We start from the raw sequence: 24,918 nt of genomic DNA on the forward strand, positions 1-24,918 counted from the left end.
AACTTATTTGAACGGCCGGGATGCGGTAAAAGCCTTCGCGAACGTCGCCCATGTGGATATCCGCTTCTTGCTTACACAAAGCCGATCTTCTGTCCTCCTCCCTTCTTGTCCGATAGCGGATATTCCGCCTTCCCCCCTTTTTCGAAGTCCCATGTATTTACCGCACATCAGCAAGCTGTCTATGGCGTCCTTCAACGCCAGCCGAGGACTGGCGCCACGTGCGTGAGGATCGCCTCGATGACATGGGCGTTATACGCAACACCAAGCTGGTTCGGCACGGTCAGCAGGAGCGTGTCGGCCTCGGCGATCGCTTCATCCCCACGAAGCTGCTCGATCAGCACGTCCGGCTCCGCAGCATAACTGCGCCCGAAGATCGCGCGCGTGGTCTCGTCGAGCATGCCGACATGGTCGGCGTCCTGACGGCCGCCGAAATACGCACGATCCCTATCGTTCACCAGTGCGAAGATGCTGCGGCTGACCGAGACACGCGGGGCGCGGGCATGCCCAGCGTCCTTCCACGCCGCGCGATAGGCGCGGATTTGCCGGGCCTGCTGGACATGAAACGGCTCGCCGGTCTCGTCGTCCTTCAGCGTCGAGCTTTGTAGGTTCATCCCCATCTTCGCTGCCCAGATGGCAGTCGCATCCGAGCCTGACCCCCACCAGATGCGGTCCCGCAGCCCTTCGGAGAATGGCTCCAGTCGCAGCAGGCCATGCGGGTTGGGGAACATCGGGTTTGGGTTGGGTCGGGCGAAGCCTTCTCCCCTGAGTAGCTCGAGAAACACCTCGGCGTGCTGTCGCCCCATATCGGCGTCGGTCTGGCCCTCGGCTGGCTGGTAGCCGAAATGCCGCCAGCCATCGACGACCTGCTCGGGGGAGCCACGGCTGATGCCGAGTTGCAGCCGACCCCCAGCGATCAGATCGGCCGAGCTTGCGTCCTCGACCATGTAGAACGGGTTTTCATACCGCATGTCGATCACGCCGGTGCCGATCTCGATGCGGCTGGTCTTCGCCCCCACGGCGGCGAGCAGCGGGAAGGGCGAGGCAAGCTGCCGTGCGAAGTGATGGACGCGGAAATAGGCGCCGTCCGCACCCAGTTCCTCGGCCGCCACGGCGAGATCGATGGATTGCAGCAGGACGTCGGCCGCCGAACGTGCCTGCGATTGCGGCGACGGCGTCCAGTGTCCAAACGAGAGAAAGCCAATCTTCTTCATCGGATCCTACGCCCCAATCTGTGCAACGGCCTGTAGTTTGCCATGTCTTTCCGACTGGAAAGAGATGCCCCGGCTTCGTTAGGTCCGCTTGCGGCCTGCCGCCTTTGGCGGGGCTGCCTTTACTGCCACCTTCTTGGCTGCTGGCGCTTTCGCGGGGGTTTTCTTCGCAGGGGGCTTCGGGAGCGCCAGCGCGTCTTTCGCACCCTTTCCGGCCGAGAAGGCCAGTTTGCGCGACGCCGGGATCTCGATGCTCTCGCCGGTGGCCGGATTGCGGCCCTGCCGAGCGGCGAGCTGACGGGCGGAGAATTTTCCAAAGCCGGTCAGCGTCACGTCCTCGCCCTTCTTCGCGGCGGCAAGAATGCCATCCAGCAGGGCGTCCAGAACCTCCCTGACCTCGGTCTTGGAGCGGTCGGTCGACTGGGCAATCTGATCGATCAGGTCGGATGTCTTCATGGCGAGTCCAATGGTCCGGTGTTGATTTTGATGTCCAGCACAGTGAAGCAGGGAAGCCTGTTCGACAATTCTGAATGTCATCGAAGAAACCGCTCAAAGCATTAAAAACTTGGGGCACTGCCCCCGGCGCACTTCGTAACGTCTTCCGCCCGGCTTCCTTCGCTGCGCTCCGTGCAGCCGGTTCCCCGCGAAGCCGTCACGCCGTTTGCACCCCCGCTGCTCGCCGCGAGGCAGAGGAACAGCGGGGGCTGTTCCTCGCGGAACAAAGGGCAAAGACCATGACCGGCAACATCACCTCGGCGGCCGATTTCCGCAACACCATCCTCAACGGTGACAGCGTGCAACTCATGCGCGCACTCCCCCGCAATGCTGTGGATTTCATCCTGACCGATCCGCCTTATCTGGTGAATTATCAGGGCAGAGACGGCCGGAAAGTCCGCAACGACGATAATGCGCGCTGGCTCCGGCCTGCCTTCAACCAGATGCACCGTGTCCTGAAATGGGGCGGGTTCGCTGTCAGCTTTTACGGCTGGAACCGTATCGACCTGTTCGCCGATGCCTGGAAAGCGGCCGGGTTCCGCATGGTCGGGCATATCGTCTTTCGCAAGTCCTATTCATCCTCTTCCCGGTTTCTCAGGTATGAACACGAGAGCGCCTACCTGCTGGCCAAGGGTAACGTGACGCCGCCCGCAAAGCCCGTCCCGGACGTGATCGGCATGCCCTATTCGGGAAACAAGCTGCATCCGACGCAAAAGCCGGTGGCGGCACTCCTGCCCCTGGTGGAAGCCTTTTGCCCGGTGGGTGGTCTGGTGTTGGACCCGTTCGCCGGTTCGGGTTCATCCCTGGTCGCGGCACAGCATCTTGGGCGCGACTGGCTGGGCATGGAACTGGACCCGGACCATGCCGCCACGGCGACCCGTCGGCTGGCTAGGCGCGGGGCGGGGAGGGCGGCGGCGTAAGCCGCCCCTTTCTTCACCGGACGGCCGGAACATCGCGCCGGTCCCGATGGACCGGCGGCCGCCGCGCGCCGCTGGCCGGCGGGGCCGGCTCGCGGAGAGTGTGGCCGGAAAGGGGACGTTCCTGGTTTCGTTGCCACAACGCTGCCGGGAAGGGCTTTCCCCGTCGCCGGGTTACGCGGCCCGGATGGCTGACACATCTTCGCCTCACGTTCCTGCGATCGTGGCGTCGTTGCTGGTCCCGGGTGAGATCGCTGTCATCACCGCACTGCTGCCGGCAGATCCCGGTCGTTCGTCATGTCTGTTGCTGATCCAGCCGGCTTTTCGTCGCGGGATCACGGCCCGGTGGGCCTGCTCCCGTGCTCCGTGATGCGATCCCGGCACCTATGCCGTCCCGTTCCATCCGGGGCATTCCCGGAGCATGAGGGGAGACGTGTCGCATGATCGATGGCGCATGGGATTGGCGGGATGATGACGCGGCGGTCGACCTGCGGCGCGCCGAGAGCGTGGTGCTCGCGCAGGAGTTCCTGCGCTGCAACCCGGTTTATGCGTCCAGCCGTCAGCAGTTGATGCGCGCACTGTCTCCCGCAGGTGCCTCCCGAGAGGCGGAACTGGCCGGCTTCGCCTGGCCATGGGGGTTGAGCTTTCCCGTTCGATCCCGCCCATAGCTGGTGGCAGGAACCGGCTTTCTGGCGGCCGGAACTGCTCGACAGCGCCATTACGATCGGCGCCATACACACACCGGACGCCCGGAGAAGAAGCTAGTGATGACGCCCGAGGCCGCCCGGCTGGTCGGGCTGTCCCCGCGCACGCTGGAGACGTTCCGCTGCCGTGGCAGCGGTCCCGTCTTCCGCAAGATCGGCGGGCGGGTGCTCTACGCGACCGATGACCTCCAGGCATGGGTGGACCGGGCGGCGTGCCGGTCCACCTCGGAGGACAGCTACGAGGCCGCGCTGGCGGCAAGCCGGGCGTGGAGGAAACGGGCATGAACGGCCAGTCGAATCCCCACGGGGCGATGATGCCCGCGCCCGGCGACTGGCGCGAACCCGACCGGCGTTTCGTGATCTCCGGTCCCGCCCGCCCCCGCGATCTGCGCGACCTCATGGGCCAGCCGTTTTTCGCGCTCGGGCGGCGATCGCACAGCGAACCGCTGCACTATCGCACACGCCAGGTGGATATTTCCGTCACGTCGGGCACATGCGGCATGGCCACGATCCGGGATGCCGACATCCTGCTCTGGCTGGGGGGCCAGATCGTTGATGCCCTCAATCACGGTCTCTGGGTCTCGCGCCATGTGCGTTTCACACCCTGGCGTCTGTTCGCCGATCTCGGCTGGGCTGACGGCGCGCACCAGTATCGCAGGTTTCACGGCGCGCTGATGCGGCTGTCGGGAACGCGCGTCGCGACCAGCCTGCGCAACGGTCCGGACTGGCAGGAGCGCGCCTTCACGTGGGTCAGTGACCTGCGGATATCCCATGAGGACGGTGTCGCGCTGACGCTTCCCGCCTGGTTCATGGAAGGGGTGTGCGACTGCGCGCGTGTCCTGAGCGTCGATCCTGCCTATTTCCGGCTGGATGGCGGCCTGGAACGCTGGCTCTACCGCCTCGCGCGCCGCCATGCCGGTCGGCAGAAAGAGGGCTGGACCTTCGGCCTGGCCGATCTTCATGTCCGTTCCGGCAGTATGTCTCCCCGGCGTCGCTTCGCCGCCGGCATCGCCATGATTGTCCGTCGGCAGAGTGTTCCCGGCTACACGCTTCGCATCATTTCTGGCGGAAAACTGCCAGTGCTGCGGATTACACCAACGGTATCATCCACCGGCTCTGTGGATAACCGTGTGAGTCATACCGTTGCTTCAGTTACGCATGATACCGTTGGTCCAGTGACGGAAATACCGTTGGGTGAGTTCAGAATCGGCTCTCAAGCTATTGTTTTTGAACGAGAAATATCGTCCGTAACCTATATAACTAATATATATACTCTTAGTACTTGTACGCCGCGCGCACGCCTGCACGCGCGACTCTATATTATAGATACCTACGCTATTCTGCGTCGGGCTACGACAACACTGCAACAGGCATGTGATGTCTTCCGGCCTAGGGTCGTGGAAAAAGCATTGGGGAGGGCGGCATGACGCCCATCTCCCCTCCCACGGGCATCGCGATGCCCTATGCGCTGCTGCGTGTGCTGGTCCTGCATCGTGGCGGCTTCTTCACCCTCGTCGTCCCGGACATCCCTGAAGCCATATGGCACGTCATCCTGCGCGTCGAAATGGCGCTGGATGCTGCGCTCGGACGTGGGACAGCGGGAGGTGTGTCATGACCCGGCGCGGCTGGTTCTTCACCACGTATCTCGCGGCACTTGGCACGCTGGCCACGGTCAACATCCATCCAACGCCACGCTGGGTCTGGAACGAAACGGCGAGTGTGCCGGTCGGGCTGTATCGCATCCAGCCCACGGTCCCGGTGCGCGTCGGCGATATTGTCGCCATTCGCCTGCCTGAGCACGAGGCGACGCTGCTGGCGACACGCGGCTACCTGCCCTTTGGCGTACCGCTACTCAAGCCGGTGGCGGCACTCGCCGGGCAGAACGTCTGCCGTAACGGCGTGCATGTCACCGTTGACGGAAAGGCTATCGGTGACGCGAAAACCGTCGACCATCGGGGCCGCAAGCTGCCTGTCTGGCAGGGCTGTCAGCATCTTGGGCCGGGGCAGGTCTTTGTCATGAACGCCGCCGTGGCGACCAGCCTGGACGGGCGGTATTTCGGCGTCCTGCCGATGGAAACAGTGATCGGCCGCGCCGTGCCCGTGCATGTCCGGACCGGTGACGCGGAGCGACCACCGCGGCATTTCGATTCCCTTCCGGAACCCGGCGCTCCGATCCGGGCGCGACCGCTCCTGGCGCCACCCATGATGCCCATGAAACAGAGCGAACCGCCGATCGAATGACAATCGTAAGGCACGCGGATTTTCCATCATCTCTACCATTTCCGAAAGGATTTTTCCCATGAGCCAGATCGGATTTTTCACCCGCACGTCGGATGGTTTTGCCGGGCGTGTGCGCACCCTGTCGCTGGATGCCGAACTGACCTTCGTACCCGCGGAAAACAATGGCGCGGAGCATGCGCCGAATTATCGCATCCATCTCGGTGACGGAGAGTCCGGACCAGAACTAGGCGCGGGATGGAAACGCACCGGCGAACGTGCCGGCGAATACATTTCCGTCGTCCTGGACGATCCCAGTTTCATGCAGCCAATCCGCGCGACCTTGTTCCAGACAGGGCGCGGCGGGCGTGAATGGCAACTAGTGTGGAACCGCGCGTCCAAACGTCCGGGAGCTCGGGAATGAGCCGCCGGTTTTTCATGTCCGTCGGCATGCTGGCCATGCTCGTGCTGCCGCTCTCGCTCGCCACTGTCCACGCGCAGGATTGGGACGATCTCGTGCGGAAGGCGGCGGAGCAAAACGCGATTCCACCAGCGTGGGTGCGGGCGGTCCTTCGGGCTGAAAGCGCTGGCGATCCGCACGCGGTTTCCGGCGCTGGTGCGATGGGGCTGATGCAGCTTATGCCCAGCACATGGCAGGACGTCCGGCGTGCGCTCAATCTGGGCGCTGATCCCTTCGATCCGCACGACAATATCGCGGCTGGAGCAGCCTATCTGCGATGGCTGCACGACCGCTATGGCGATGCCGGATTCCTCGCCGCCTACAATGCCGGTCCTGCCCGTTACGACGAGCATCTGGCGACCGGTCGGCCCTTGCCAGCCGAGACGGTTTCCTACGTTGCCTCTGTCGCCCGATTGCTGAATGGCGCCGGATCGGCTGCAATTTCGCGACAGATCGACAGCACGTCGGCGGCACCAGACTGGCGTTCCGGCGCCATGTTCGTGACGGCTGTTTCCTTATCGCCGGACGTCAATGCACAGCATTTCCGAAGCATAGGGACACCAGCGAACAATGCCCTCTTCGTCACTCGCTCCAGAGGTGAAATGCCATGAGAAGGTGTCTTTCAGGGCGCGGAGAACATTCCCGGCGATTGGCGGAAATCGGGCGTTTTTGGCCGGGAGGGGGTGGTTTGAAGGTGAAGCAAGATAAAAGCCACAAGGTGTGGCGCGGTCGGGGAGGGCAGTTTTTCAGGGGATTTTACAAGGTCTTTTTACCACCCCAAGGTGGCGGCCCTTGTGTTCCCTTTGTTTTCAATGTGATCGCACAAGGTCAGGGCCACCATGGCGCGGGATGAGGATTTTCGGGTCCGGCCCGGCCGTATCCGTACTCCCCGTGCGCCGGGGCACGCGAAATCTTTCATCGGCAGCGTGCTGGCCGCGACCAATCGTGCTGGTGGCATGGGCCGTCCTGGCCGGGGCAATGGTGGCAATCGTCCCTCGACCTTCGGGCGGGGACGGGGCGCCGCCGTGCGCGCAAACCGCGTCCTCTCGCGCCGTACGCGTCATGTCGTGGTCAAGGCCCGCGTCGTGCGGCATAGCGGAAAATCGTCGCTGCGCGCGCATCTCGCCTATCTCCGTCGCGAGGGCGTGACGAAGGACGGCGACACGGCGCGCCTGTTCGGAGCGGAGCGCGATGATGTTCCTGCGTCGGAATTCGCGGCTCGCTGTGACAATGACCGGCATCATTTCCGCTTCATCATCGGTCCCGAAGACGCCACCGATATGGCGGATCTCACGGCGTTCGCGCGCGACCTGATGAGCCAGGCCGAACAGGATCTCGGCACGAAGCTGGACTGGGTGGCCGTGTCGCACTGGAATACCGACAATCCACACCTCCATGTCATCGTGCGCGGCAAGGACCAGGAGGGAGAGGATCTGGTCATGTCCCGCGACTATATTCGCGAAGGCTTGCGTGCCCGCGCCCAGAACCTCGTGACGCTGGAGCTTGGCCCCAGAACCGAGAACGAGATCAGACGATCGGTGGAGCGTCAGGTCGAGGCCGAACGCTGGACGCAGCTGGACCGGCAATTGCAGCAGGATGCCGGTGCCCGGGGGAACGTTACAGTCGCCCCCGAAGCAGGTCGTCAACCGGATATGTTTGCGGTGATGAAGACGGGTCGCCTGCGTTATCTGGAACGCATGGGCCTCGCCCATGATCTCGAGGGCGGGCAATGGCGGGTTGACGAGACGGCCGAGTTGACGTTGCGCGAGATGGGCGAGCGCGACGACATCATCAAACGGATCCATCGCGCCCTGAGAGAGAAAGGCATCGATCGGGCGATGTCATCCTGGGTCGTAGCGGGAGAGCAGGCGAGCGGTCCGGTCGTTGGCCGGTTGGTCGATCGCGGTCTTGATGACGAGCTGAAGGGGAGTGCTTGGGCGATCGTCGATGGCGTGGACGGGCACACGCGTCATATCCGCCTGCCGACGCTCGACGCGGCTTCGGATGCCCATGCGGGCGCTATCGTCGAACTGCGGGCGTTCAGGAGCGATGGCCGGCAACGCGTAGCACTTGCCGTACGGTCGGATCTGGCGATCGAAGAGCAGGTGACGGCGCGGGGCGCGACGTGGTTGGATCGTCAGCTTATTGCGCGCGATCCGATCGCTCTTGGCGATGCCGGTTTGGCGTCCAGGTGAAGGACGCGCTGGTCCGTCGTCGGGCGCATCTGGTCGAACAGGGGATCGCCCGGCAGGATGGTGACAAGGTTTTCTATCCGCGCGGGATGCTGGCGACATTGCAGCAGAGGGAACGGGACGATCTCGCCCGGCGGCTGGAGTGCGAGACGGGCATGAACCACAGCCCGCCGGCTGCGGGCGAGTATATTGCGGGCACCTATCGTCAGCGTTTCACGCTGGCAGCGGGGAGGATGGCCATGATTGATGACGGGCTCCAGTTCCAGCTCGTGCCCTGGACGCCGTCGCTGGAGAAACAGCGCGGGCAGCATGTCTCGGGCGTCGGACGCGACGATGGTGGCGTGGACTGGTCGTTCGGTCGGAAACGGGACATGGGGATCGGGATTTAGGCACGGGAACGGCCGCTGGATGACGGGGCGTTGCATGGCGACTATGTGGGGGAAAGTAGACTGTCGACTCTCGAAGGGAATAATCAGATAGCCGACATATGCATGAACGATGCCAAAGAGAGAAATGACTGCGATTGAATCGTAAACGGATATTATTTAGGAGGTAATAAAGCTACCAGTTCCTGAAATTGGCCTCGGTGGTCAGAAATCCGAACAGGTCATCCGTCGTTTCTCCGTCCGCCAGTTTCCGCACCGAGGTCCATCGGCACCAAATCCCGGCAAAGAAAGCCAGCGACTCTCCATTTCTGCAGGCAAATCACACAGGCAGTGATTTTCCATCATGCAGACGTTCCGGTTCCGAGAACACCGTCAGCGTTAACAGGCAGCGATGCGCAACACCTTCCTATCGCTTCCACCATGCCGAGGTCGGATTGTCGATGCATGCCGTCACCGACCGGAACGGATGTCCACTGGACTTCTTCATGACAGCAGGTCAGATCAGTGATTATACCGGTGCCACGGCCCTTCTGGACAGTCTCCATCAGTCGAATGGATGCTGGCAGACCGAGGCCATGACGCTGACTGGTTCGGGGAGATCCTGGAGGAGAAAGGGATCAAACCCTGTATTCCTGATCGAAAATCTCACCGAATACCGATCAAATACGACAGGCGGAAATACAAAAGACGCAGGCGCCTTTAAGCAGGTATTTGTTAGCTTCTCTCTTGTTCGACTATGTGGGAAAAGCAGAGAAGCTAACAATATACTGTAAATTCAGAACGAAGTTTGAACGGAACCCATCATCGCGAAGCCAGAACCAACAAAATAAGATGGAGAGGAGCCTGCGATTGTGGATCCGAACACACCCCGGGAAGATTTCGCATTCAGGCCCGGATACGCTACGCCGGAAAGGTATTTTGTATTTCCGACATTGATGAAATTCAGACGGAATTCCGGAGCCTTCGCAATCCAGACCTTCTTGAGCCGGACGCCAAGTGCAATATCGCCCGTAACGTAGGACGGCATTTTCTCGTCATTCATGAAGGTTGAATACTGGCTGGAGACAAACTTCATGCCGCCATTGGCAAAGAACATCCCATCGTCATAGGAGAACCCGGCCGCCACCTGCCAGTGGGGGCTGCGGACTGCGGTCTTCCCCGCCGTCTTCAGGTAATCGGTACCTGACGCGATGTTGTTGTCGGTCCTGGCATTCAGATATTCCAGGGACGCATAGGGGCTGACGTGATAATAGGGGCGTGTCCCGATTTCCGCGTCAAACCCGCGGGAGGTCTGGCCGCCTGCGTTCATGTAGGAGCTGACGAGGCTTCCGTTCTCGTTCAGAACCGTTGAAATCTGTCGGTTTGTAAAATTGTAGTTGAAGAAGGTGATCGATGCGATGATGTCCTTCTGATACCGGTATCCGATTTCCTCTTGAATGGAATACTCGTCCTTGAGTTTGGTGTTCGACAGGCTGGTTATTGCGCCTGTTGCGATGCTGTAGCTGTTATACAGATTGCTCGTCGCGGGAGGACGGAAGTTGCCGCTCGCGGAAATGAAGATCTGATTGTACTCGTTTGGCTTGTAGCTCATGGAAAACTGCGGAAGAGGTTCGGACATGTTCTGTCCGACATGCCCCTGAGGACCGGGCAGATAGTTGTTGCCCGAGCGGGAGACCATCATTTCCTTGAAGCCCGCGTTGACCGTCAGCCTGTTGTTCAGCAGTGAAAAACTGTCGCCGATGTAGATGCCGTTTATCTGGGTGCGCGTGTAGTTGTCGCCAGCCAGAAGAAGTTGCCCGTTCGGATAGCGGATGCTGTATCCCCCCGTATGGCTTGCAGCTTCACCAACCGAGTTCAGGGTTGCGAATGGCTGCTGCACGGCGTTGGTCTGGTAATTATACCAGTATCCAAGCGTGAGTTTGTGGCGACCGATCCTGTATTGCAGCGTACTGTTTACGCCGCCTGTGTATTCCTGCTCCAGATACTGCGCGAGTCCGTTGACCTGGCCGTTACTGTCGGCGCCCGCAAGATTCAGGCTTTCCGGATGATACTGCGTCCCGATGTAGTTTCCGGACTGGTTGATCATCGTACCGCCCGGGTAGTAGCCGCTTCCCCAGTAATAATAGGGCGTAACACTCAGGGTCAGATTTTTGGTGAGGCTGAAATGAGAGGGCGCGCTGATCATGACATCGTTCCAGCCGCCGATGAACGACTTCCAGTAATTTGTCTGGCCGCTTTGGAATGTGCCTGCGTAATTCGCTGAATATCCGAGTTTGTTCCACTGGGCGAGGGACGGCTCCATGTAATACGCAACATCGCGGCTGTTATAGGAGCCGAACAAGGATACGCTGTTGTCGCCCCATTCTTTCTTTATCTTGAAATCGACGTGACGCCGGTGATTCCAGCCCGACCCATGAGAGTTCTGGCTGGACGCGCCCGAGAACGACACGAACGCTGCAACGCCGCTATTGGCGATTTCACCCGTATCCAAGCGGATGAAATCCCGGTTCGTGGTAAAGGTTCCGTATGCGCCATCTGCGAAAACGCCGAATTTTTTGGAAGGGTCACGGATGCCCACGGTCATGACACCGCCTGCGGACGTGTAGACCGGATCCGTCAGTCCGGCCGAACCCTGGGCGATCGAGATTGACTTGATGTTCTCGGAATCAGCCCATTCCGAGGCGTCCTGAATATAGATGCCGCTATCGTTGAGGGGGATTCCTTCCATGACATATCCGATTTCGTCCTGCCCGAGGCCACGGATTGAAATCGTTGACTGGTCGGAAAGACCTATTGGATCCGAACCACCGATATTGACGCCAGGCAGCATTTTTACGAGCTGCACGGCACTCGTGCCGGGAGACTGTTTCTGGATGAAGTCCGATGAGACTGTGCTGACGGATCTCGCATCGGTTTCGCGCCGGATAAGTCCTGCTCCAAGCCCCGGACCCGTCACGCCATTGGTGGCATTCGTGCTTTCTGCCGTCACGGTGATCTGCTCGGGTGCCGATTTGGCGAGGGCCTGCGCCTTTGTGGGACGTGTATGAGGAAAGCTTGGTGAAGCCTTGGCGGCATGGGGCGTATTATGCGACGTCTTGTTGCTCTGCTGGGGTTTTGCTTCCGCCGCAGTCAGGGGGATGAGGGCACAGACGGGAAGAAAGAACAGGATGGTGGAACGCATTTTCGGATCTCCTCGAAGGAAAAACATTACGCAACCGAAACAAATACAAGGAGTTAAAGGGAATTTCTTCACTTTGTACTAGAAGGTGGTACGCGGCCGGACCTTCATCCGGACGTGACGGCTTTCGCGGTAGGTTTCCAGGCCTTCGACGCCCAGCTCCCGCCCGAACCCACTCATTTTCCAGCCACCGAACGGTGCCTGAAGCTCACTGACATCGTTCACGTTGATGCCAATGCCTCCGGCTTCGATCTGGTCCGCCAGGGCCCAGGCACGATCCAGATCCTGTCCGTACACATACGCCGCCAGACCGAACGGCAGCATATTGGCCAACTTCAGGGCTTCTGCATCAGTTTCGAAAGACCGAACGGCAGCGACGGGACCGAAACTTTCCTGTGTCATGGCCAGTGCCTCCACGGGGACGTCATCAAGAACAGCGGGGCTGTAGAAGAAGCCGTTGCCGTATTCCGAGCCCGTCAGATTATGACCCCCGCACAGCAGGCGCGCGCCGAGATGCACGGCATCATCGACATGGTTTTGCGTCCGCACACGCACGCTGTCGTTCATCGCGGGGCCGTAAACCGCACCGCTTTCCATCCCGGGGCGGGGCGCGATGCCTCTCGTAATGCTGACCAGGGCATCCATGAAGCGGTCGTGGACCTTATGCGAGACAAAGATACGGTTCACTGCAATGCAGATCTGGCCCATGTTGGAGAAACTGCGCCGCGCTGCCGCTGCCGCGGCCTCCTCGATATTGGCGTCATCAAGAACGATGAAGGGGCATTGTCCGCCCAGTTCCAAGGCGACCCGTTTCAGATTGCCTGCGGCTGCCCTCATGATGGCCTGACCGGCTGGTACGGAGGCTGTGGCGGAGATCAGCGAGATCCGGGGATGTTCTGCCAGCGCCGCTCCGATGGTTGGGCCGTCACCGGGAATATCGTTCAGCACACCGGGGGGAAGACCCGCGTCCACCAGACAGTCAAGCACTGCTGCGATTGCCAGCGGCGTTTCCGGCGGTGGTTTGACGACCATGGTGCATCCGGCTGCAAGTGCGGGTGCGATTTTCCACGCATAAAGATCGACCGGATAATTCCAGGGTACAATCGCAGTGACGACGCCAACCGGAGCACCTGTCACGATGCAGCGGATATCCGGGCGGATCGAGGGGCGCAGCGTGCCACCCATCCGGCGCCCTTCTTCGGCGTAGTACCGAAGGACCTCGGCCCCGAACAGGATCTCCTTTCTGGAATCCGGCAGAGGCTTTCCCTGCTCCCGAGTGAGGAGAGCTGCGATGTGATCGACGCGCTCGTCGATCAGGCTGGCAGCGCGATGTAGAATGACGGCCCGGCTGTCCGGCATCATCCCGGCCCAGACCGGAAAGGCCCTGTGGGCTGCCTGCACGGCCTTTTCCAGGTCGGGCATGGTCGCGATGGCGGTTACGCCGGTGATTTCGTTTGTCGCGGGGTCGATGACATTGCGGTAGCCGCCCTCAAGGGGAGGGACCCACATGCCATCAATGAAAAGCTCTCGTTTCATGGTTTTCTTCCGATCAGGAATGCGACAGTCAGCTTCGTGCCCGCAGGCGTCTCCACAGTTCGGCGTAATTTCGGTCGTTCTGGCGGGTGGCCTCTTCCTTGTGTTCGGTGTTCGGATTGATCATCACGAACGGCTCGACCCCGCGTGACACCAGTTCCTCTGCGGTCGCGGAGACGAGCGCATGGGCGATGGCGATGGTGATGCTGGTCGAACTCGCCCCGACTGGCGCCTTCAGGCCATCGATCCTGAGGGAGGCATCGGATTTCGGCACGCCCGTATCGATCACGACATCCGCCACTTCGAACAAACGCTGACCGCTGGAGTGGCGGGACTTCGTGTTCGAAGAATGGGGAAGGGACGTCACGCCGATAACCTTCATCCCCTTTGCCTTTGCCTCCAGAGCCATATCGAGGATGACGGCATTGATGCCGGAATGGGAAAACAGGACCAGTGTGTCAGCAGGATCGAGATGATGCGCATCCAGGATGGCCTTACCGTAACCTTCCACGGCATGGATGAAGCGATACTGCCGGGCACCCTGGTCCCCCAGAACCCGATGGAAGGAAATCATGCTGCTCTCAACGATCGGGCGGAAACCTGAGATCGTACCCGTTCTGGGAAACGTCTCGATCGCCGGCAGGGCACCGTGGCCCGTTCCGAACGTGAAGACGAGCTTGTCTGCCGCAATACTGTCCGCGCAGAGTTTGGCAGCCCCATGAATGGCGGTGTTTTGTGTGTCGCGGACATGCCCGAGGCGGGCGATCAGCAGATCGAAGTACTGTTCAACGATGTCGGCCATTATCGTGTTTCCTGCAAAGTGGAAGAAGAGAGGGATTCTATTGCGATCTCGAAAAGGTCTTTCTCGGCGGCAGCCATGTCTTCGATGTCGAGTTTCTTCTGGGTTATGGGATCGACCGTTGCGACACACAGGCTTGATGTGCGTGCACCGAGCATGCGACCAGCGACCAGCAGGGCCGATGTCTCCATATCTGCGCCAATCAGTCCGAACTTCTCGATGTCGCTCAGAAGCGCGTCACGCACGCCGCCCCGCGAGCTGGGAAGATCAAACATCTGGGAATAAAAGCCGTCATAACTGGCGAACATGCCGGCTCCGTACGGGCGTTCCTGCTGGGCGAGATGCTTGAGGATGATTGCGTTCAGCTCCGGATCGGAGACGGCTGGGTAGCCGGGCGGGGCATAGCTGTCCGATGTTCCTTCCCGTCGCAGGGCAGAGTCCGCGAGCACGAAATCCCCCAGAGACCGCCCGCTTGCCGCCATCGCGGTGCCGATCCTCAGGAAGGAGCGTACACCCAGAGCCCGGAGCTCTTCCATGACAACAACGGCAATCGGAGCGCCCATGCCGAATGCGCTGGCGGTAATGCGGCAACCGTTGCGCGTGCCGGTAATGGTCTGAAGGCCACGGTTGACCGGGATACGTTCGACATCGTCCAGATGCAGCGCAATCCGGTCGATCCGCCCGGGATCCCCTATCAGGATGGCGACATCAGCCACCTGACTTTCCTTCGCCCCGATATACCAGGCCCGTTTTTCTTCCGGTGTTTTCGTCATCTATTCCTTTTCCTCGCTATTCTGTCTCTGGCTGAGAAGGTGATAGGCATCCTGCATGCCCCGCTTCAGCGCGGTTTCCGGTGATCCGGCGTCGCGGATGAGGCAGGAAAGCGTTCCCGCAGCGAGAGTGTCCCCGGCTCCGCACGGGTCCAGCACGGGCAGGGTCGCAGGAGGCTGCAGCAGAGTTCGTTCGCCCCGGATCTCCAGGGAGGAACCGCGCCGGCCATAGGTTTCGACCAGGATCAGATCCGGTTTTGCCTGCGCACGGGCCAGGGCGTCGCGAATGGTGCTCCCTTCGGTTTCGCTGCAGAAAATGATGTCGGCGCGCTGCACGATCCGCTCCAGAAGATGGGGCGGCAGGGCGTGCGCGTCTTTCTTGGCTACCCACGCGACCTTCGCATCGCTCCGGCAGGTTTCCAGAGCCGCGAGCGTGGCATCCGCAGGTGCAATCGTGAGAACGAGCCAGTCGGCCTGCGCAATCAGGTCCCGGTGTCCGGCCTCCAGCGAAGGGCGCGTGTCTCCTGCCGCGGGGAGGGGATCGTAGAGGCAGATGGCCTCGCCCGAAGGCTCGTAGACCATGAGCGTGACAGGCGTGCGCCCTCCGGGAATAACCCGGATGCCCGCCGTGGACGCCCCGATCTCTTTCATGGCGGAGAGATAATGTTCTCCGCTGCGATCATCCCCGATCCAGGTGACCGGCACCGTCTGGCAGCCGCTGGCCTGTTCAAGGATCCGGGCGATGAACCACGGCGCACCGCCCATCCTGTTCCACGAGTCTTCCCGGCGCTCCGTGATCCGTGTCGTCTGCCCGGGCACTGCCGGTCCGTCCAGGGCGATAACGTGATCGAGGCTCGCATAACCGAGAATGACAACGTTTTTCATGCCAGGAGCTCCAGCCCCTCTGACAGCGGTACGACCTGACCGAAATAGCGCCAGATATCCTCCAGGGACGCCTCTTCCAGATGGGGTCTGTTGGAATTGGTCGCTTCCCGGACAACAACGGGTTCAAAACCACCCGCAAACGCATCCTGAACCGTAGCGCGGATGCAGCAGTTGGTCTTGACGCCCACGGTGACCAGACGGGAAACATTCTGTTCCCGCAACATAAGGGCCATGTCCGTGGCATAGAATGCGCTGTAACGGCGTTTATAGACGACCGGCTCACCGGGGAGGGGACCGAAACCCTCCACGAAGTCGATGGTGTCGTCACCCTCGATGTGATGAACTGGAAGCTTGGCCCATTCGAAATCGTAAATGCCTTCTCGATGACGCTCCGCCGTGTGAACGACAAGCGTGCCGGATGCGCGGGCCTTGTCGAGAAGCTGGCGGATTGGTTCAAGGACCTGATCGGCCTGCGGATAGTAGTTCGGATCGCCGGGGCGAAAGAACGAATTGATGACGTCCACCAGAAGGAGGGCGGTTACAGGATGGGATGTCACGACAAGGTACCTCCGTGTCTGTGTCTGGTCCGGAGGGTTTGCAGAAGCATCAGGACAAGCACAGAAATGTAGGGAAATGCCTGCGCCAGAGAGACCGGGATGTTCAGCACCTGGGCACGGGTCGCCAGCTCTTCGAGGGCAGTCAGGAAAAGACATGTCAGGGCGGTCGGAAGGGGGCGGTTCCGTCCGATGTAAAACGCGGCAAGTGCCACATAACCCCGGCCGGACGAGATATCGTCGCTGAAGGCTCCGACGATCCCAAGACTGAGATCCGCGCCCGCCAGACCGCAGAGCGCTCCGGCCACGACGGTCGAGAACAGCAGCATCCGGGGCGCCGAAATCCCGACGGTCCGGGCCATGGCGGGCTCACTCCCCGCTGCTGTCACGTGCAGTCCAAGCCATGTCTGGTCGAGGAACCAGGTCATGACCAGAACCAGGACCCAGGCGAGCAGCGTCAGGATGTCGACGGAGCCCAGCACCGGGACGGAAAACGCCGGAAGTTTGGGGCATGATGCCAGCAGAAGAAGTCCCGAAACGCCAAAGGCGGTCTTGACCAGCAGCCGGCACAGGGCATGGGAGAACAGGTTGAAGCCCAGCCCTGTGACGATCGGGTTCGCGCCCAGTCCGGTGATGACGCTCCCCATCAGGAAGCAGCCCAAAGCTCCGGCCAGTGCCCCTGCGGTCGTGCCGAGGAACGCGGAATGCGTTGCCGCCCCCGTGACTTCCGCAGCCAGCGCACCGACGAGGATGAAAGCGTCCAGACCGACATTCACGAGCCCGGCTGTCCGGCAGAATGCTCCACCCAGCGAAGTCAGAAGGAGAGGCGTCGTCTGCAGCAGGCAGCCCTGAAGAAACGCGTTCATCGGGCGCTCCTCTCTCGCCAGTTGCGGAGGCGGCGGCCAAAGCCCGTAAAGCGGACCGAGGCGAAAATGATGAACGAGGCCTCGATCAGACGTGTCACTTCCTCGGGGATATCGCTGATAAGCTGGATACCGATCCCGGAGACGACCAGCATGGCCAGCAGAAGGGAGGCAAGAAAGATACCCGGAGCCCGGTTGTCCCCGAGGATGGCGACAGTCAGCCCCAGAAAACCGTATTCGGCAGAAAAGCCCGTCACATACTGATGGACTGTTCCCAGAGTATGGACCGCCCCCGCCAGACCGCCGATCCCGCCGCTCAGCAGCATAGCGGAGACAAGGATCCGCCGGACCCCAAAACCGGTTGCGCGTGCGAAACGCCTGTTCCACCCGACGATGCGGGTTTCATATCCAAGCGTTCCTCTGCTGCACCATGCCGTGTAAAGCGCAACGCAGATGATGGAAATCATGAAAGACAGGTTGAGGCCGGGAAAGCCGACATCCGGCAGATGGGTCACTACCGGGATCATCGCCGTGGCCGAATTGGCTGAGCCGGGCGCGAGGAAAAAGCGCTCGACCAGCCATGCCGCCAGATCCAGGGCCACGAAATTGACCATGAGCGTGGTGACGACATCGTCGAGATTGCGAAAAACCACCAGCCACGCGGGAACCAGCATCCAGAGCGACCCCGCGACACTCCCCGCGAGAAGTGGAAACAGGATGGCAAGAGGAGCGGAGAGCGTGCTGCAATGTCCGGCAGTGATTGCGGCGGCGAGGCCGCCAAGGACAAAGCATCCTTCCAGTCCCACATTGAAAACGCCGCTGCGGAAGCAGATGCCGGTCGCAAGACCAAGCAGGAGCAGAGGGGCTGCGCTGTTGCATGTCTGGGCGATTGCGGCCGGGCTGCCCAGCGCGGACCTGAGGATGAGGATCAGGCTTTCGAGCGGGTTGAAACCGCACAGGCCGATGACGACCATCGCGGCGAAGAGGGCTCCCGCGATCGGGCCGAGATGGGAGGAAAGACGCCCCGTCATGCGGCAACCTCTGCTTCGGACACGAGAATGCCGTCGTGTAGCGTCATGCGACGCGTGGAGAGCGTCTGAAGCTCCGCTTCTTCTTCAGAAATCAGAATGACTGCGCCCCCGTCTTTCGCGAATTTGACAAGCAGGCTGTGAATGACGTGGATGCCGGCCAGATCCACGCCGCGGGTCGGCTGCGCGACGAGAAGGACGCAGGGATCGGCATCGAGCTCGCGGGCCATGGCCAGACGCTGCTGATTGCCGCCAGACAGATGCCCTGCCGCCAGAAGATCATCCGACCGGCGCACCCCGAAGCGGTCGAGAAGGGCATGGACATGCGCGCTGATGGATGCCGGTCGCAGCATCTGCCAACGGGAGAAAGGCATCACGTTGTGGCGTCCGGCAATGGCGTTGTCCTGCAGGGATGCCTGCAGGCACAGGCTCTCTGTTGCCCGGTCCGCGCTCAGATAGCCCAGCCCTACGGTGCGTCTGGTGTGGGGCGTACTGCGTTCGATTGGCTGGTTCTTCAGGAGGATACGGCCACTCTCCTGTAGACGCAGTCCGGCAAGGCATTCGAGAAGCTCCAGCTGTCCCGCGTCAGGCAGGCCCCCAATCCCCAGGATCTCCCCTTCGCACAATCTGAGGGACGCATCCCTGACCCGCATCACGCCACGAGGATCGCGAATGGACATGGCATCGACTTCAAGCACCGGACTGCCGATTTTTTTGCAGGGACGGGATACGGGGCGCGGAGCCTCGCCCGTCATATGCCGGATCAGGAGATCATGCGTGGCGCCCTCGCGGGGAAGGGTTGCGATATGGCGTCCTTCACGCAGGATGCTCATACGATCGGATACGGCGAGAACTTCATCGAGTTTGTGGCTGATGAAAATGAGGGTGTGGCCCCTGTCGCGCAGACTGCACATTAGCGACAGCAGGTTCTGGACTTGCTCCCGCGGCAGGACGGCGCTGGGTTCGTCGAGGATGAGGATATCGCTGCCCCGGTACAGTCCGCGAAGGATTTCCACGATCTGGCGGACATGCAGCGGCGTATCCCCGGCCTGTAGGGACCAGTCGATCGAGACGCCGGCCAGCGATGCCAGACGTTCTGCGTCCTGCAGGGCTTTTTGACGGTCGATCTGCCCCCAGCGCCCCCGCGGTTCCGCGCCCAGGATGAGGTTGTCGAGAAGAGTGAGTTGCGGAATGATCGAGAATTCCTGCTGGATCATTCCGACGCCATGACGGAATGCATCCTGCGGAGAACCGAGCGAGACTGAAACGCCGTCGAACAGGATTTCGCCGCTGTCAGGCTGCTCCAGCCCCTGAAGCATTTTCATGAGCGTTGTCTTGCCCGCCCCGTTGCCTCCAAGAAAGGCGTGGATGCTTCCGCGTTCGATCTCTAGCGAGATGTCATCATTCGCCCGGTGTGAGCCGAAGACGCGCGTGATGTTGCGCAATGTGATGCGGGGCTGAGAAAGTCCGGTCATCGCATGAAATCCGGATAGCCCTGGGTGACGACGTTCCAGACATGCACACGGCCGGAAACGATATCCTCACGGGCTGTGGTGACACTTTGAAGAACATTTGCGGGAATGAGGGCGCGGGTATAACGCATCTCCGTCAGGCCGACGCCGTCTTCGCTCAGCCCCATATGCACTACGGAGCCACCCGCCAGCCTGCCATGCGCGTAATCGGTGACAACGCGGTCAAGCGCGACTTCGGTGTGTTTGAGCATGCTGGTCAGGACATGGCCGGGCGCAAGCCCGTCTTCATTCTGGTCCACCCCGATGGCATACAGGCCGCTCTGTGCGGCCGCATGAATGACGCCTACGCCGGTTGTGCCAGCGACGGCGTAAATGATCCCGACGCCACTGTCATACATGACATGGGCCATCTCCAGCCCCTTGGCTGGGTCGCTGAAAGTGTTGGCATAGGAAATTCGAACACCAAGCCCCGGATCGACGCTATGGGCGCCCTGTACGAAGCCCGCGATGAACTTGTCGATGCCAACGGAGCGGGTGCCTCCAATGACGCCCAGTTCCTGATGATGTTCCAGTCCCGGGAGATGAGCCTGCTTGACGACACCCGCAGCCAGAACGCCCGCCAGAAAAGATCCCTGCTGTTCTTCGAACAGCACTGAAGTGACGTTAGAGCCACTCGCGACCTGATTGAGAATGACAAAATGGCAGTCCGGAAAATCCTGGGCAACGTCCTGAAGAATGCCGCTATGGGAATATTCGAGGTCTATCACCAGTCCGGCTCCGGACGAGGCCGCCTGGCGCAGGATGGTGCCCCCTTCCGCCACAACCGAGGACGTTTCCAGCACCCGTCCTGTCAGTCCTGTCTGGGCAAGTCCTAGCGTAAAACCGCGATGACCCAGATCGTTGTAAGACTGATCGCCCAGACCGCCCTGACCAATGATCAGAACAGCCTTGTGCTCATTTTCCGGATGGGCGGCGGCGTTTTGTGGCAGGCTTGCGCTGCCTATCAAAGTCAAGGCCAGGGCCGCCTGAAGAGCCCGTATTGTTCCCGGTTTCAGCATGAGATGGACCTTTTTTCTGAGGGTCATTGTTACGCTGAAGGTTTGTTTCGTAATAATAACGACGTGCGTCGTAGATGGCCTCGACCATGTCCAGAAGCTGCCCGGCTTCATTAAAAGACTGTCGATAAATGACGATCACGACGGCACCAGCCGGAAGGGAGAGAAGGTCTCTCTCATCCTCGGTCGCCAGCCGTGCGTTCAGACGCTCCTTGGCGCTCACGACAGGAGAGTTTTTCTCCGCCAGAAAGCCATAGAATGAAAAGTCGGAGCGCCGGGATATTTCTTCTGTCAGTCCGGTCTGTTTGACCACAGTCAGTGGAACAACAGAGTTGTGGCGTGCCACCGGAACACCGTCCACATAACGCAGACGGTCCATGATGACCGACGGTTCGTCGATCTCGAACGGCGGCATGCCCCGACCTGGCCACATATCGAACGACAGAAGCTGGTGAGAGGCAGCGTGACCCGCGGCCGTGACAGCCTCGGTAAAGCTGGTGAGCAGGCCGGGCTGCTTGCGCAGGGGCGCACTGGCCACGAAAGTCCCGCTGCCCTGTTTCCTTACGACCAGCCCCTCGGCCACGAGCTCTTCGATGGCTTTGGACACCGTAAAGCGGCTGACACCCCATCTGGCCGCCAGAACGGGTTCACTGGTGAGGCGCTCACCCGGGCTGCTGACCGAAATCTGTTCTCTGAGACGGTCAGACATCTGGCGGTACAAAGGAGGTGGTGTCATCAAAAATCCTGCAACCTGTTCAGTTGTCCAGACAACTGAACATACTCATGCTGGATTCGCAACGAGATTCTTGGCCGCCTCGCAATTTTCTTTGATTTCTTCGGATGCCTAGGCCGCATTGAATTTAGGCTTGGGACTCAATGATTTGAGTTGAGAAATCTGATTCAGGCTCTGTGAAGAGACTGAAGATGCGCTCCAGATTGCTCATCAATCTCCTTATGATCTGTGTCAGGGGAAAGAAGGATTGGAACTAGAAAGAGGCCGGGATTAACCGGGACGATCTGTGGTTTGGCGGGACAAGAGACGGCGGAAGACCGCCAGAGATCGACACGCGGTCGGTGTTTTGGTGCGCGATCGTCCGGCGCCCTGTCGGTTCTCGCCGATGATGATTGCACGACGATGGAGAGGCCTTTGGCAGATGCTCGGCACTACCCCACAGCCAGCCCGGCGAGATTAACCCGCGTATTCCCGCGCCGAGTGTCATCAAGACGGAAATCGAAATGTTGGAGAGGTGGATCGCTAATATCCGCGTCCGGCAGGAAAAGGTCGCATGACGAAATTCCAGCGCTTCAAGCCGATACCTGCCGGAGGACGTCCCTTTCAAACGCAAACGATATCAGTTCGCTGTGCCGGCGGACTGTCTGCTCTGGGGGAATAAGATTGGCAGACTGAATGACTGACATGAGGGCGACAGCGGAAGTATGAATCGCCGTAGTTCGCGCGATCCGTGCGTCTGCCGCATAGGCAGTATGGCTACTGCATTACCGCCTTGGTCTGGTTTCAGTTGAAGGACGGAAATACGTTCACGCTCGTTTTTCTACGCCTGATTTCGCTCGGCCACGACTGCCGTCCTTTTCGCCATTGAACAGGGCGGCCAGTGCTTCGCCTTCTTGTGGGATATCTGCACAGACAAGGCGGAAGGGTGATGGACCAGCCGGGTGCGCGTATTCAATGGAGACAGGTTGCCGTCGTCCTGTCGGTTGTCCTCGTTTCCTGGTGGACGGCAACACAATGGACGGCCTGGGAACTGGCGTTTCAGCCGGAACTGGGGCGACCGTGGTTTACGCTCCTGCACCGCTGGCCGGTCTATGCCCCGCCGCTGTTCTTCTGGTGGTGGTACGAATTCGACGTCTACGCGCCGGCAGTCTTCGCGCGCGGGGCGTGGATCGCGGGCTCCGGCGGAGTGCTGGCTTTTGCTGCGGCGGTCGCGCTGTCCGTTTATCGTGCCCGCGAGGCGACGCGTGCCGCGACCTATGGGTCCGCCCGCTGGGCGACACGTGAGGACATGCGGTCCGCCGGTCTTCTGGGCGAGGACGGCGTCGTGCTCGGGCAGTACAGGCGGGACTATCTCCGTCATGATGGCCCCGATCATGTGCTGTGCTTCGCGCCCACCCGGTCGGGCAAGGGGGTAGGGCTGGTCATCCCGACCCTGCTGACCTGGCCGGGTTCGGCCATCGTCCACGACATCAAGGGCGAAAACTGGCAGCTTACGGCGGGATTCCGTGCGACCTTCGGGCGGGCGGTGCTGTTCGATCCGACCAATCCGGACTCCGACGGCTATAATCCCCTGCTGGAAATCCGCCGGGGCGCATGGGAGGTCCGCGACGCCCAGAATGTCGCCGATATTCTCGTGGACCCGGAGGGCAGCCTGGAGAAGCGCAATCATTGGGAGAAGACCTCGCACGCCCTGCTGGTCGGTGCGATCCTGCATGTGCTGTATGCCGAGGACGACAAAACGCTGGCCGGGGTGGCGAATTTCCTCTCCGACCCGAAGCGACCGATAGCCTCCACGCTCTCGGCGATGATGCGAACCAGCCATCTCGGGGAGGCGGGACCGCATCCCGTCGTCGCGTCCGCCGCGCGGGAACTGCTCAATAAATCTCCCAACGAGCGTTCGGGCGTGTTGTCGACCGCCATGTCGTTTCTCGGCCTCTATCGTGATCCTGTCGTGGCGCGGGTAACCGGGCGTTGCGGCTGGCGGATCGGCGACCTGCTCGCGGGAGAGCGGCCGGTCACGCTCTACCTCACTGTGCCACCGTCGGATATCAGCCGCACCAAGCCGTTGATCCGGCTGGTGCTCAATCAGATCGGGCGGCGGCTGACCGAGGATCTGCAGGCCGCCAGCCGACGGCCACGCCTGTTGTTCATGCTCGATGAATTTCCCGCCCTCGGGCGGCTGGATTTCTTCGAGAGCGCGTTGGCTTTCATGGCGGGATATGGCATCCGCGCCTTTCTGATCGCGCAGTCGCTGAACCAGAGCGAAAAAGCCTACGGGCAGAACAACAGCATTCTGGACAACTGCCATGTCCGGGTCAGTTTCGCGACCAATGACGAACGGACCGCCAGGCGCGTGTCCGATGGGCTCGGCATGGCGACCGAGGTTCGCTCGCAGAAGAACTATGCCGGCCATCGGCTGTCCCCGTGGCTCGGACACCTCATGGTCTCGCGTCAGGAAAGTGCGCGCCCGCTCCTGACGGTGGGCGAGGTCATGCAGCTCCCGGAACGCGACGAGGTCGTCATGGTGACCGGGTGTCCGCCGATCCGCGCGCGCAAGGTCCGGTATTACCGCGATCGCCGTCTCACCGTGCGCATCCTGCCGCCACCTGGCCCCGGCCGTGCCCGGCCCGAGGCGGACCCGGACGACTGGACCGGCCAACCCCGGCCGCCATGCCCCGCACCCGAAGGTGAGGCGGACATGGCTGCGTCATCCCCACCACCACGGGAAGACGGGGACGAAGACGTCACGACAACCGCCCCGGGGTTTCGGCAGGAGCGGCTTCCCGAAATGGCGGATGAGGAACGGATGCGGCGGAGGGCTGCCGCCGATCGGAGGCCGGAGCACGAGCCGCCCGCAGGCGATGACAGGCGACGACACCGCGCGCGGGAGTTCGAGGATCTCGGTCGCATCGCGCGTCTGACGGCGCTCGACCACGATGACGGTATGGATCTGGACGGACCATGAGCGCACGGCGGAAAAAGCGGCAGATGACCGTCTATCTCGATCCGGTCCTGTCGCGTGCGATCGGGGAGATGGCGACGCGACGACGCCAGTCAGGGTCGCTGGTCGTCGAAACCGCCCTGGCGGCCTTCTTTACGCCGGAAGACGACGCAGCGGGCGAGGCCGCGACAGGGCGGCGGCTCGACCGGATGGAACGGCGTCTGGGACGCCTGGAACGCGATGTCGGTATCGGGGTGGAGACGCTGGCAATGTTCATCCGTTTCTGGATGGTGAGCAACCCGCCGTTGCCCGAACCGCTGTCCGCTGCTGCGCAGGCGCAGGCCGCCGAACGGTATGAGCGGTTTCTCGAGATGCTGGGACGCCGGCTCAGTACCGGACAACGGCTGCATGGAGATCTCCGGCCGGAAACGGACTCGTAACGGCGCTGCCGTGACACGCGCCCTTTCTGTCCCGAAAGGGCCGCGCCCGCCTACGCCGGTTTTCGTTTGTTTTCGCAGGTCTGCGTTC

At 61.3% G+C, this 24,918-nt stretch carries 23 protein-coding genes and 3 pseudogenes; 12 read left to right on the forward strand and 14 right to left on the reverse strand.

The window, feature by feature from the left end; all coding sequences use genetic code 11:
* Window positions 1–191: 191 nt before the first annotated feature.
* The gene (locus tag A0U93_RS15535; protein WP_077808118.1) at window positions 192–1,211 is read right to left on the reverse strand and encodes an LLM class flavin-dependent oxidoreductase; all 1,020 of its coding nucleotides are present in this window, start codon (window positions 1,209–1,211) and stop codon (window positions 192–194) included.
* Between the two features lie 78 nt (window positions 1,212–1,289).
* Window positions 1,290–1,664, reverse strand: coding sequence for an HU family DNA-binding protein (locus tag A0U93_RS15540; RefSeq protein WP_077808119.1), 375 nt, complete (start codon window positions 1,662–1,664; stop codon window positions 1,290–1,292).
* Window positions 1,665–1,942: 278 nt separating this feature from the next.
* Between A0U93_RS15540 and A0U93_RS15545 the strand changes: the two genes are divergently transcribed.
* From A0U93_RS15545 to A0U93_RS15590, 9 genes and pseudogenes are all read left to right on the forward strand, one after another.
* A complete protein-coding gene (locus A0U93_RS15545) occupies window positions 1,943–2,623 on the forward strand; it encodes a DNA methyltransferase (protein ID WP_077808120.1) in 681 nt (226 codons plus the stop codon).
* Between the two features lie 437 nt (window positions 2,624–3,060).
* A complete protein-coding gene (locus A0U93_RS15555) occupies window positions 3,061–3,288 on the forward strand; it encodes a transcriptional regulator domain-containing protein (protein ID WP_077808122.1) in 228 nt (75 codons plus the stop codon).
* 99 nt (window positions 3,289–3,387) lie between these two features.
* Window positions 3,388–3,609, forward strand: a complete 222-nt coding sequence (locus tag A0U93_RS15560) for a helix-turn-helix transcriptional regulator (protein WP_077808123.1) — start codon at window positions 3,388–3,390, stop codon at window positions 3,607–3,609.
* A 26-nt stretch (window positions 3,610–3,635) separates the two neighbouring features.
* Window positions 3,636–4,751 (forward strand): replication initiator protein A, encoded by a 1,116-nt coding sequence (locus tag A0U93_RS15565; protein WP_077808605.1) that lies wholly within the window; start codon window positions 3,636–3,638, stop codon window positions 4,749–4,751.
* Window positions 4,748–4,939, forward strand: a complete 192-nt coding sequence (locus A0U93_RS15570) for a hypothetical protein (RefSeq protein WP_077808124.1) — start codon at window positions 4,748–4,750, stop codon at window positions 4,937–4,939. Before A0U93_RS15565 ends, A0U93_RS15570 begins: the two co-directional genes overlap by 4 nt.
* The gene (locus A0U93_RS15575; protein WP_077808125.1) at window positions 4,936–5,565 is read left to right on the forward strand and encodes a S26 family signal peptidase; all 630 of its coding nucleotides are present in this window, start codon (window positions 4,936–4,938) and stop codon (window positions 5,563–5,565) included. Before A0U93_RS15570 ends, A0U93_RS15575 begins: the two co-directional genes overlap by 4 nt.
* Before the next feature lie 58 nt (window positions 5,566–5,623).
* Entirely contained in the window at window positions 5,624–5,965 is a 342-nt protein-coding gene (locus tag A0U93_RS15580; RefSeq protein ID WP_077808126.1) for a DUF736 domain-containing protein, read from the forward strand.
* Window positions 5,962–6,612, forward strand: a complete 651-nt coding sequence (locus tag A0U93_RS15585; protein ID WP_077808127.1) for a lytic transglycosylase domain-containing protein — start codon at window positions 5,962–5,964, stop codon at window positions 6,610–6,612. The genes A0U93_RS15580 and A0U93_RS15585 overlap by 4 nt, the downstream gene beginning before the upstream one ends.
* Window positions 6,613–6,840: 228 nt before the next feature.
* Window positions 6,841–8,582: pseudogene (locus A0U93_RS15590) on the forward strand (relaxase/mobilization nuclease domain-containing protein).
* Window positions 8,583–8,769: 187 nt separating this feature from the next.
* On the opposite strand, the pseudogene A0U93_RS16885 reads toward A0U93_RS15590, so the two are convergent.
* Window positions 8,770–9,021 (reverse strand): annotated as a pseudogene (locus A0U93_RS16885) (SOS response-associated peptidase); the annotation flags it as partial.
* Here A0U93_RS16885 and A0U93_RS16890 point away from each other — a divergent pair.
* Window positions 9,020–9,279, forward strand: a pseudogene (locus A0U93_RS16890) (transposase); the annotation flags it as partial. The pseudogenes A0U93_RS16885 and A0U93_RS16890 sit on opposite strands and share 2 nt — an antisense overlap.
* A 75-nt stretch (window positions 9,280–9,354) precedes the next feature.
* On the opposite strand, the gene A0U93_RS15605 reads toward A0U93_RS16890, so the two are convergent.
* From A0U93_RS15605 to A0U93_RS15655, 11 genes are all read right to left on the reverse strand, one after another.
* The gene (locus A0U93_RS15605; RefSeq protein ID WP_077808128.1) at window positions 9,355–11,760 is read right to left on the reverse strand and encodes a TonB-dependent receptor; all 2,406 of its coding nucleotides are present in this window, start codon (window positions 11,758–11,760) and stop codon (window positions 9,355–9,357) included.
* A 78-nt stretch (window positions 11,761–11,838) separates the two neighbouring features.
* Window positions 11,839–13,293: an aldehyde dehydrogenase family protein gene (locus tag A0U93_RS15610; RefSeq protein ID WP_077808129.1), complete on the reverse strand. Its 1,455-nt coding sequence runs from the start codon at window positions 13,291–13,293 to the stop codon at window positions 11,839–11,841.
* A 28-nt stretch (window positions 13,294–13,321) separates the two neighbouring features.
* A complete protein-coding gene (locus A0U93_RS15615; RefSeq protein ID WP_077808130.1) occupies window positions 13,322–14,092 on the reverse strand; it encodes a sugar isomerase domain-containing protein in 771 nt (256 codons plus the stop codon).
* Window positions 14,092–14,862, reverse strand: a complete 771-nt coding sequence (locus tag A0U93_RS15620) for a nucleoside phosphorylase (protein ID WP_077808131.1) — start codon at window positions 14,860–14,862, stop codon at window positions 14,092–14,094. Before A0U93_RS15620 ends, A0U93_RS15615 begins: the two co-directional genes overlap by 1 nt.
* Window positions 14,863–15,744: a carbohydrate kinase family protein gene (locus tag A0U93_RS15625; RefSeq protein WP_077808132.1), complete on the reverse strand. Its 882-nt coding sequence runs from the start codon at window positions 15,742–15,744 to the stop codon at window positions 14,863–14,865.
* Window positions 15,741–16,301, reverse strand: coding sequence for a cysteine hydrolase family protein (locus tag A0U93_RS15630; protein ID WP_077808133.1), 561 nt, complete (start codon window positions 16,299–16,301; stop codon window positions 15,741–15,743). The genes A0U93_RS15625 and A0U93_RS15630 overlap by 4 nt, the downstream gene beginning before the upstream one ends.
* Window positions 16,298–17,164, reverse strand: coding sequence for an ABC transporter permease (locus A0U93_RS15635; RefSeq protein WP_077808134.1), 867 nt, complete (start codon window positions 17,162–17,164; stop codon window positions 16,298–16,300). The genes A0U93_RS15630 and A0U93_RS15635 overlap by 4 nt, the downstream gene beginning before the upstream one ends.
* On the reverse strand, window positions 17,161–18,192 hold the full coding sequence (locus A0U93_RS15640) for an ABC transporter permease (RefSeq protein ID WP_077808135.1): 1,032 nt from the start codon (window positions 18,190–18,192) through the stop codon (window positions 17,161–17,163). Before A0U93_RS15640 ends, A0U93_RS15635 begins: the two co-directional genes overlap by 4 nt.
* The gene (locus A0U93_RS15645) at window positions 18,189–19,664 is read right to left on the reverse strand and encodes an ABC transporter ATP-binding protein (protein ID WP_077808136.1); all 1,476 of its coding nucleotides are present in this window, start codon (window positions 19,662–19,664) and stop codon (window positions 18,189–18,191) included. Before A0U93_RS15645 ends, A0U93_RS15640 begins: the two co-directional genes overlap by 4 nt.
* Complete coding sequence (locus tag A0U93_RS15650; RefSeq protein ID WP_245824960.1) at window positions 19,661–20,674, reverse strand: BMP family lipoprotein; 1,014 nt, start codon at window positions 20,672–20,674, stop codon at window positions 19,661–19,663. Before A0U93_RS15650 ends, A0U93_RS15645 begins: the two co-directional genes overlap by 4 nt.
* A complete protein-coding gene (locus A0U93_RS15655; RefSeq protein WP_077808137.1) occupies window positions 20,616–21,452 on the reverse strand; it encodes a GntR family transcriptional regulator in 837 nt (278 codons plus the stop codon). The genes A0U93_RS15650 and A0U93_RS15655 overlap by 59 nt, the downstream gene beginning before the upstream one ends.
* A gap of 925 nt (window positions 21,453–22,377) precedes the next feature.
* Between A0U93_RS15655 and A0U93_RS15665 the strand changes: the two genes are divergently transcribed.
* Both A0U93_RS15665 and A0U93_RS15670 read left to right on the forward strand, forming a co-directional pair.
* Complete coding sequence (locus tag A0U93_RS15665; protein ID WP_077808138.1) at window positions 22,378–24,414, forward strand: conjugal transfer protein TraG; 2,037 nt, start codon at window positions 22,378–22,380, stop codon at window positions 24,412–24,414.
* Window positions 24,411–24,830 (forward strand): CopG family transcriptional regulator, encoded by a 420-nt coding sequence (locus tag A0U93_RS15670; protein ID WP_077808139.1) that lies wholly within the window; start codon window positions 24,411–24,413, stop codon window positions 24,828–24,830. Before A0U93_RS15665 ends, A0U93_RS15670 begins: the two co-directional genes overlap by 4 nt.
* Window positions 24,831–24,918 lie beyond the last annotated feature (88 nt).

The sequence above is a fragment of the Neoasaia chiangmaiensis genome, assembly GCF_002005465.1.
Lineage (GTDB): Bacteria > Pseudomonadota > Alphaproteobacteria > Acetobacterales > Acetobacteraceae > Neoasaia > Neoasaia chiangmaiensis.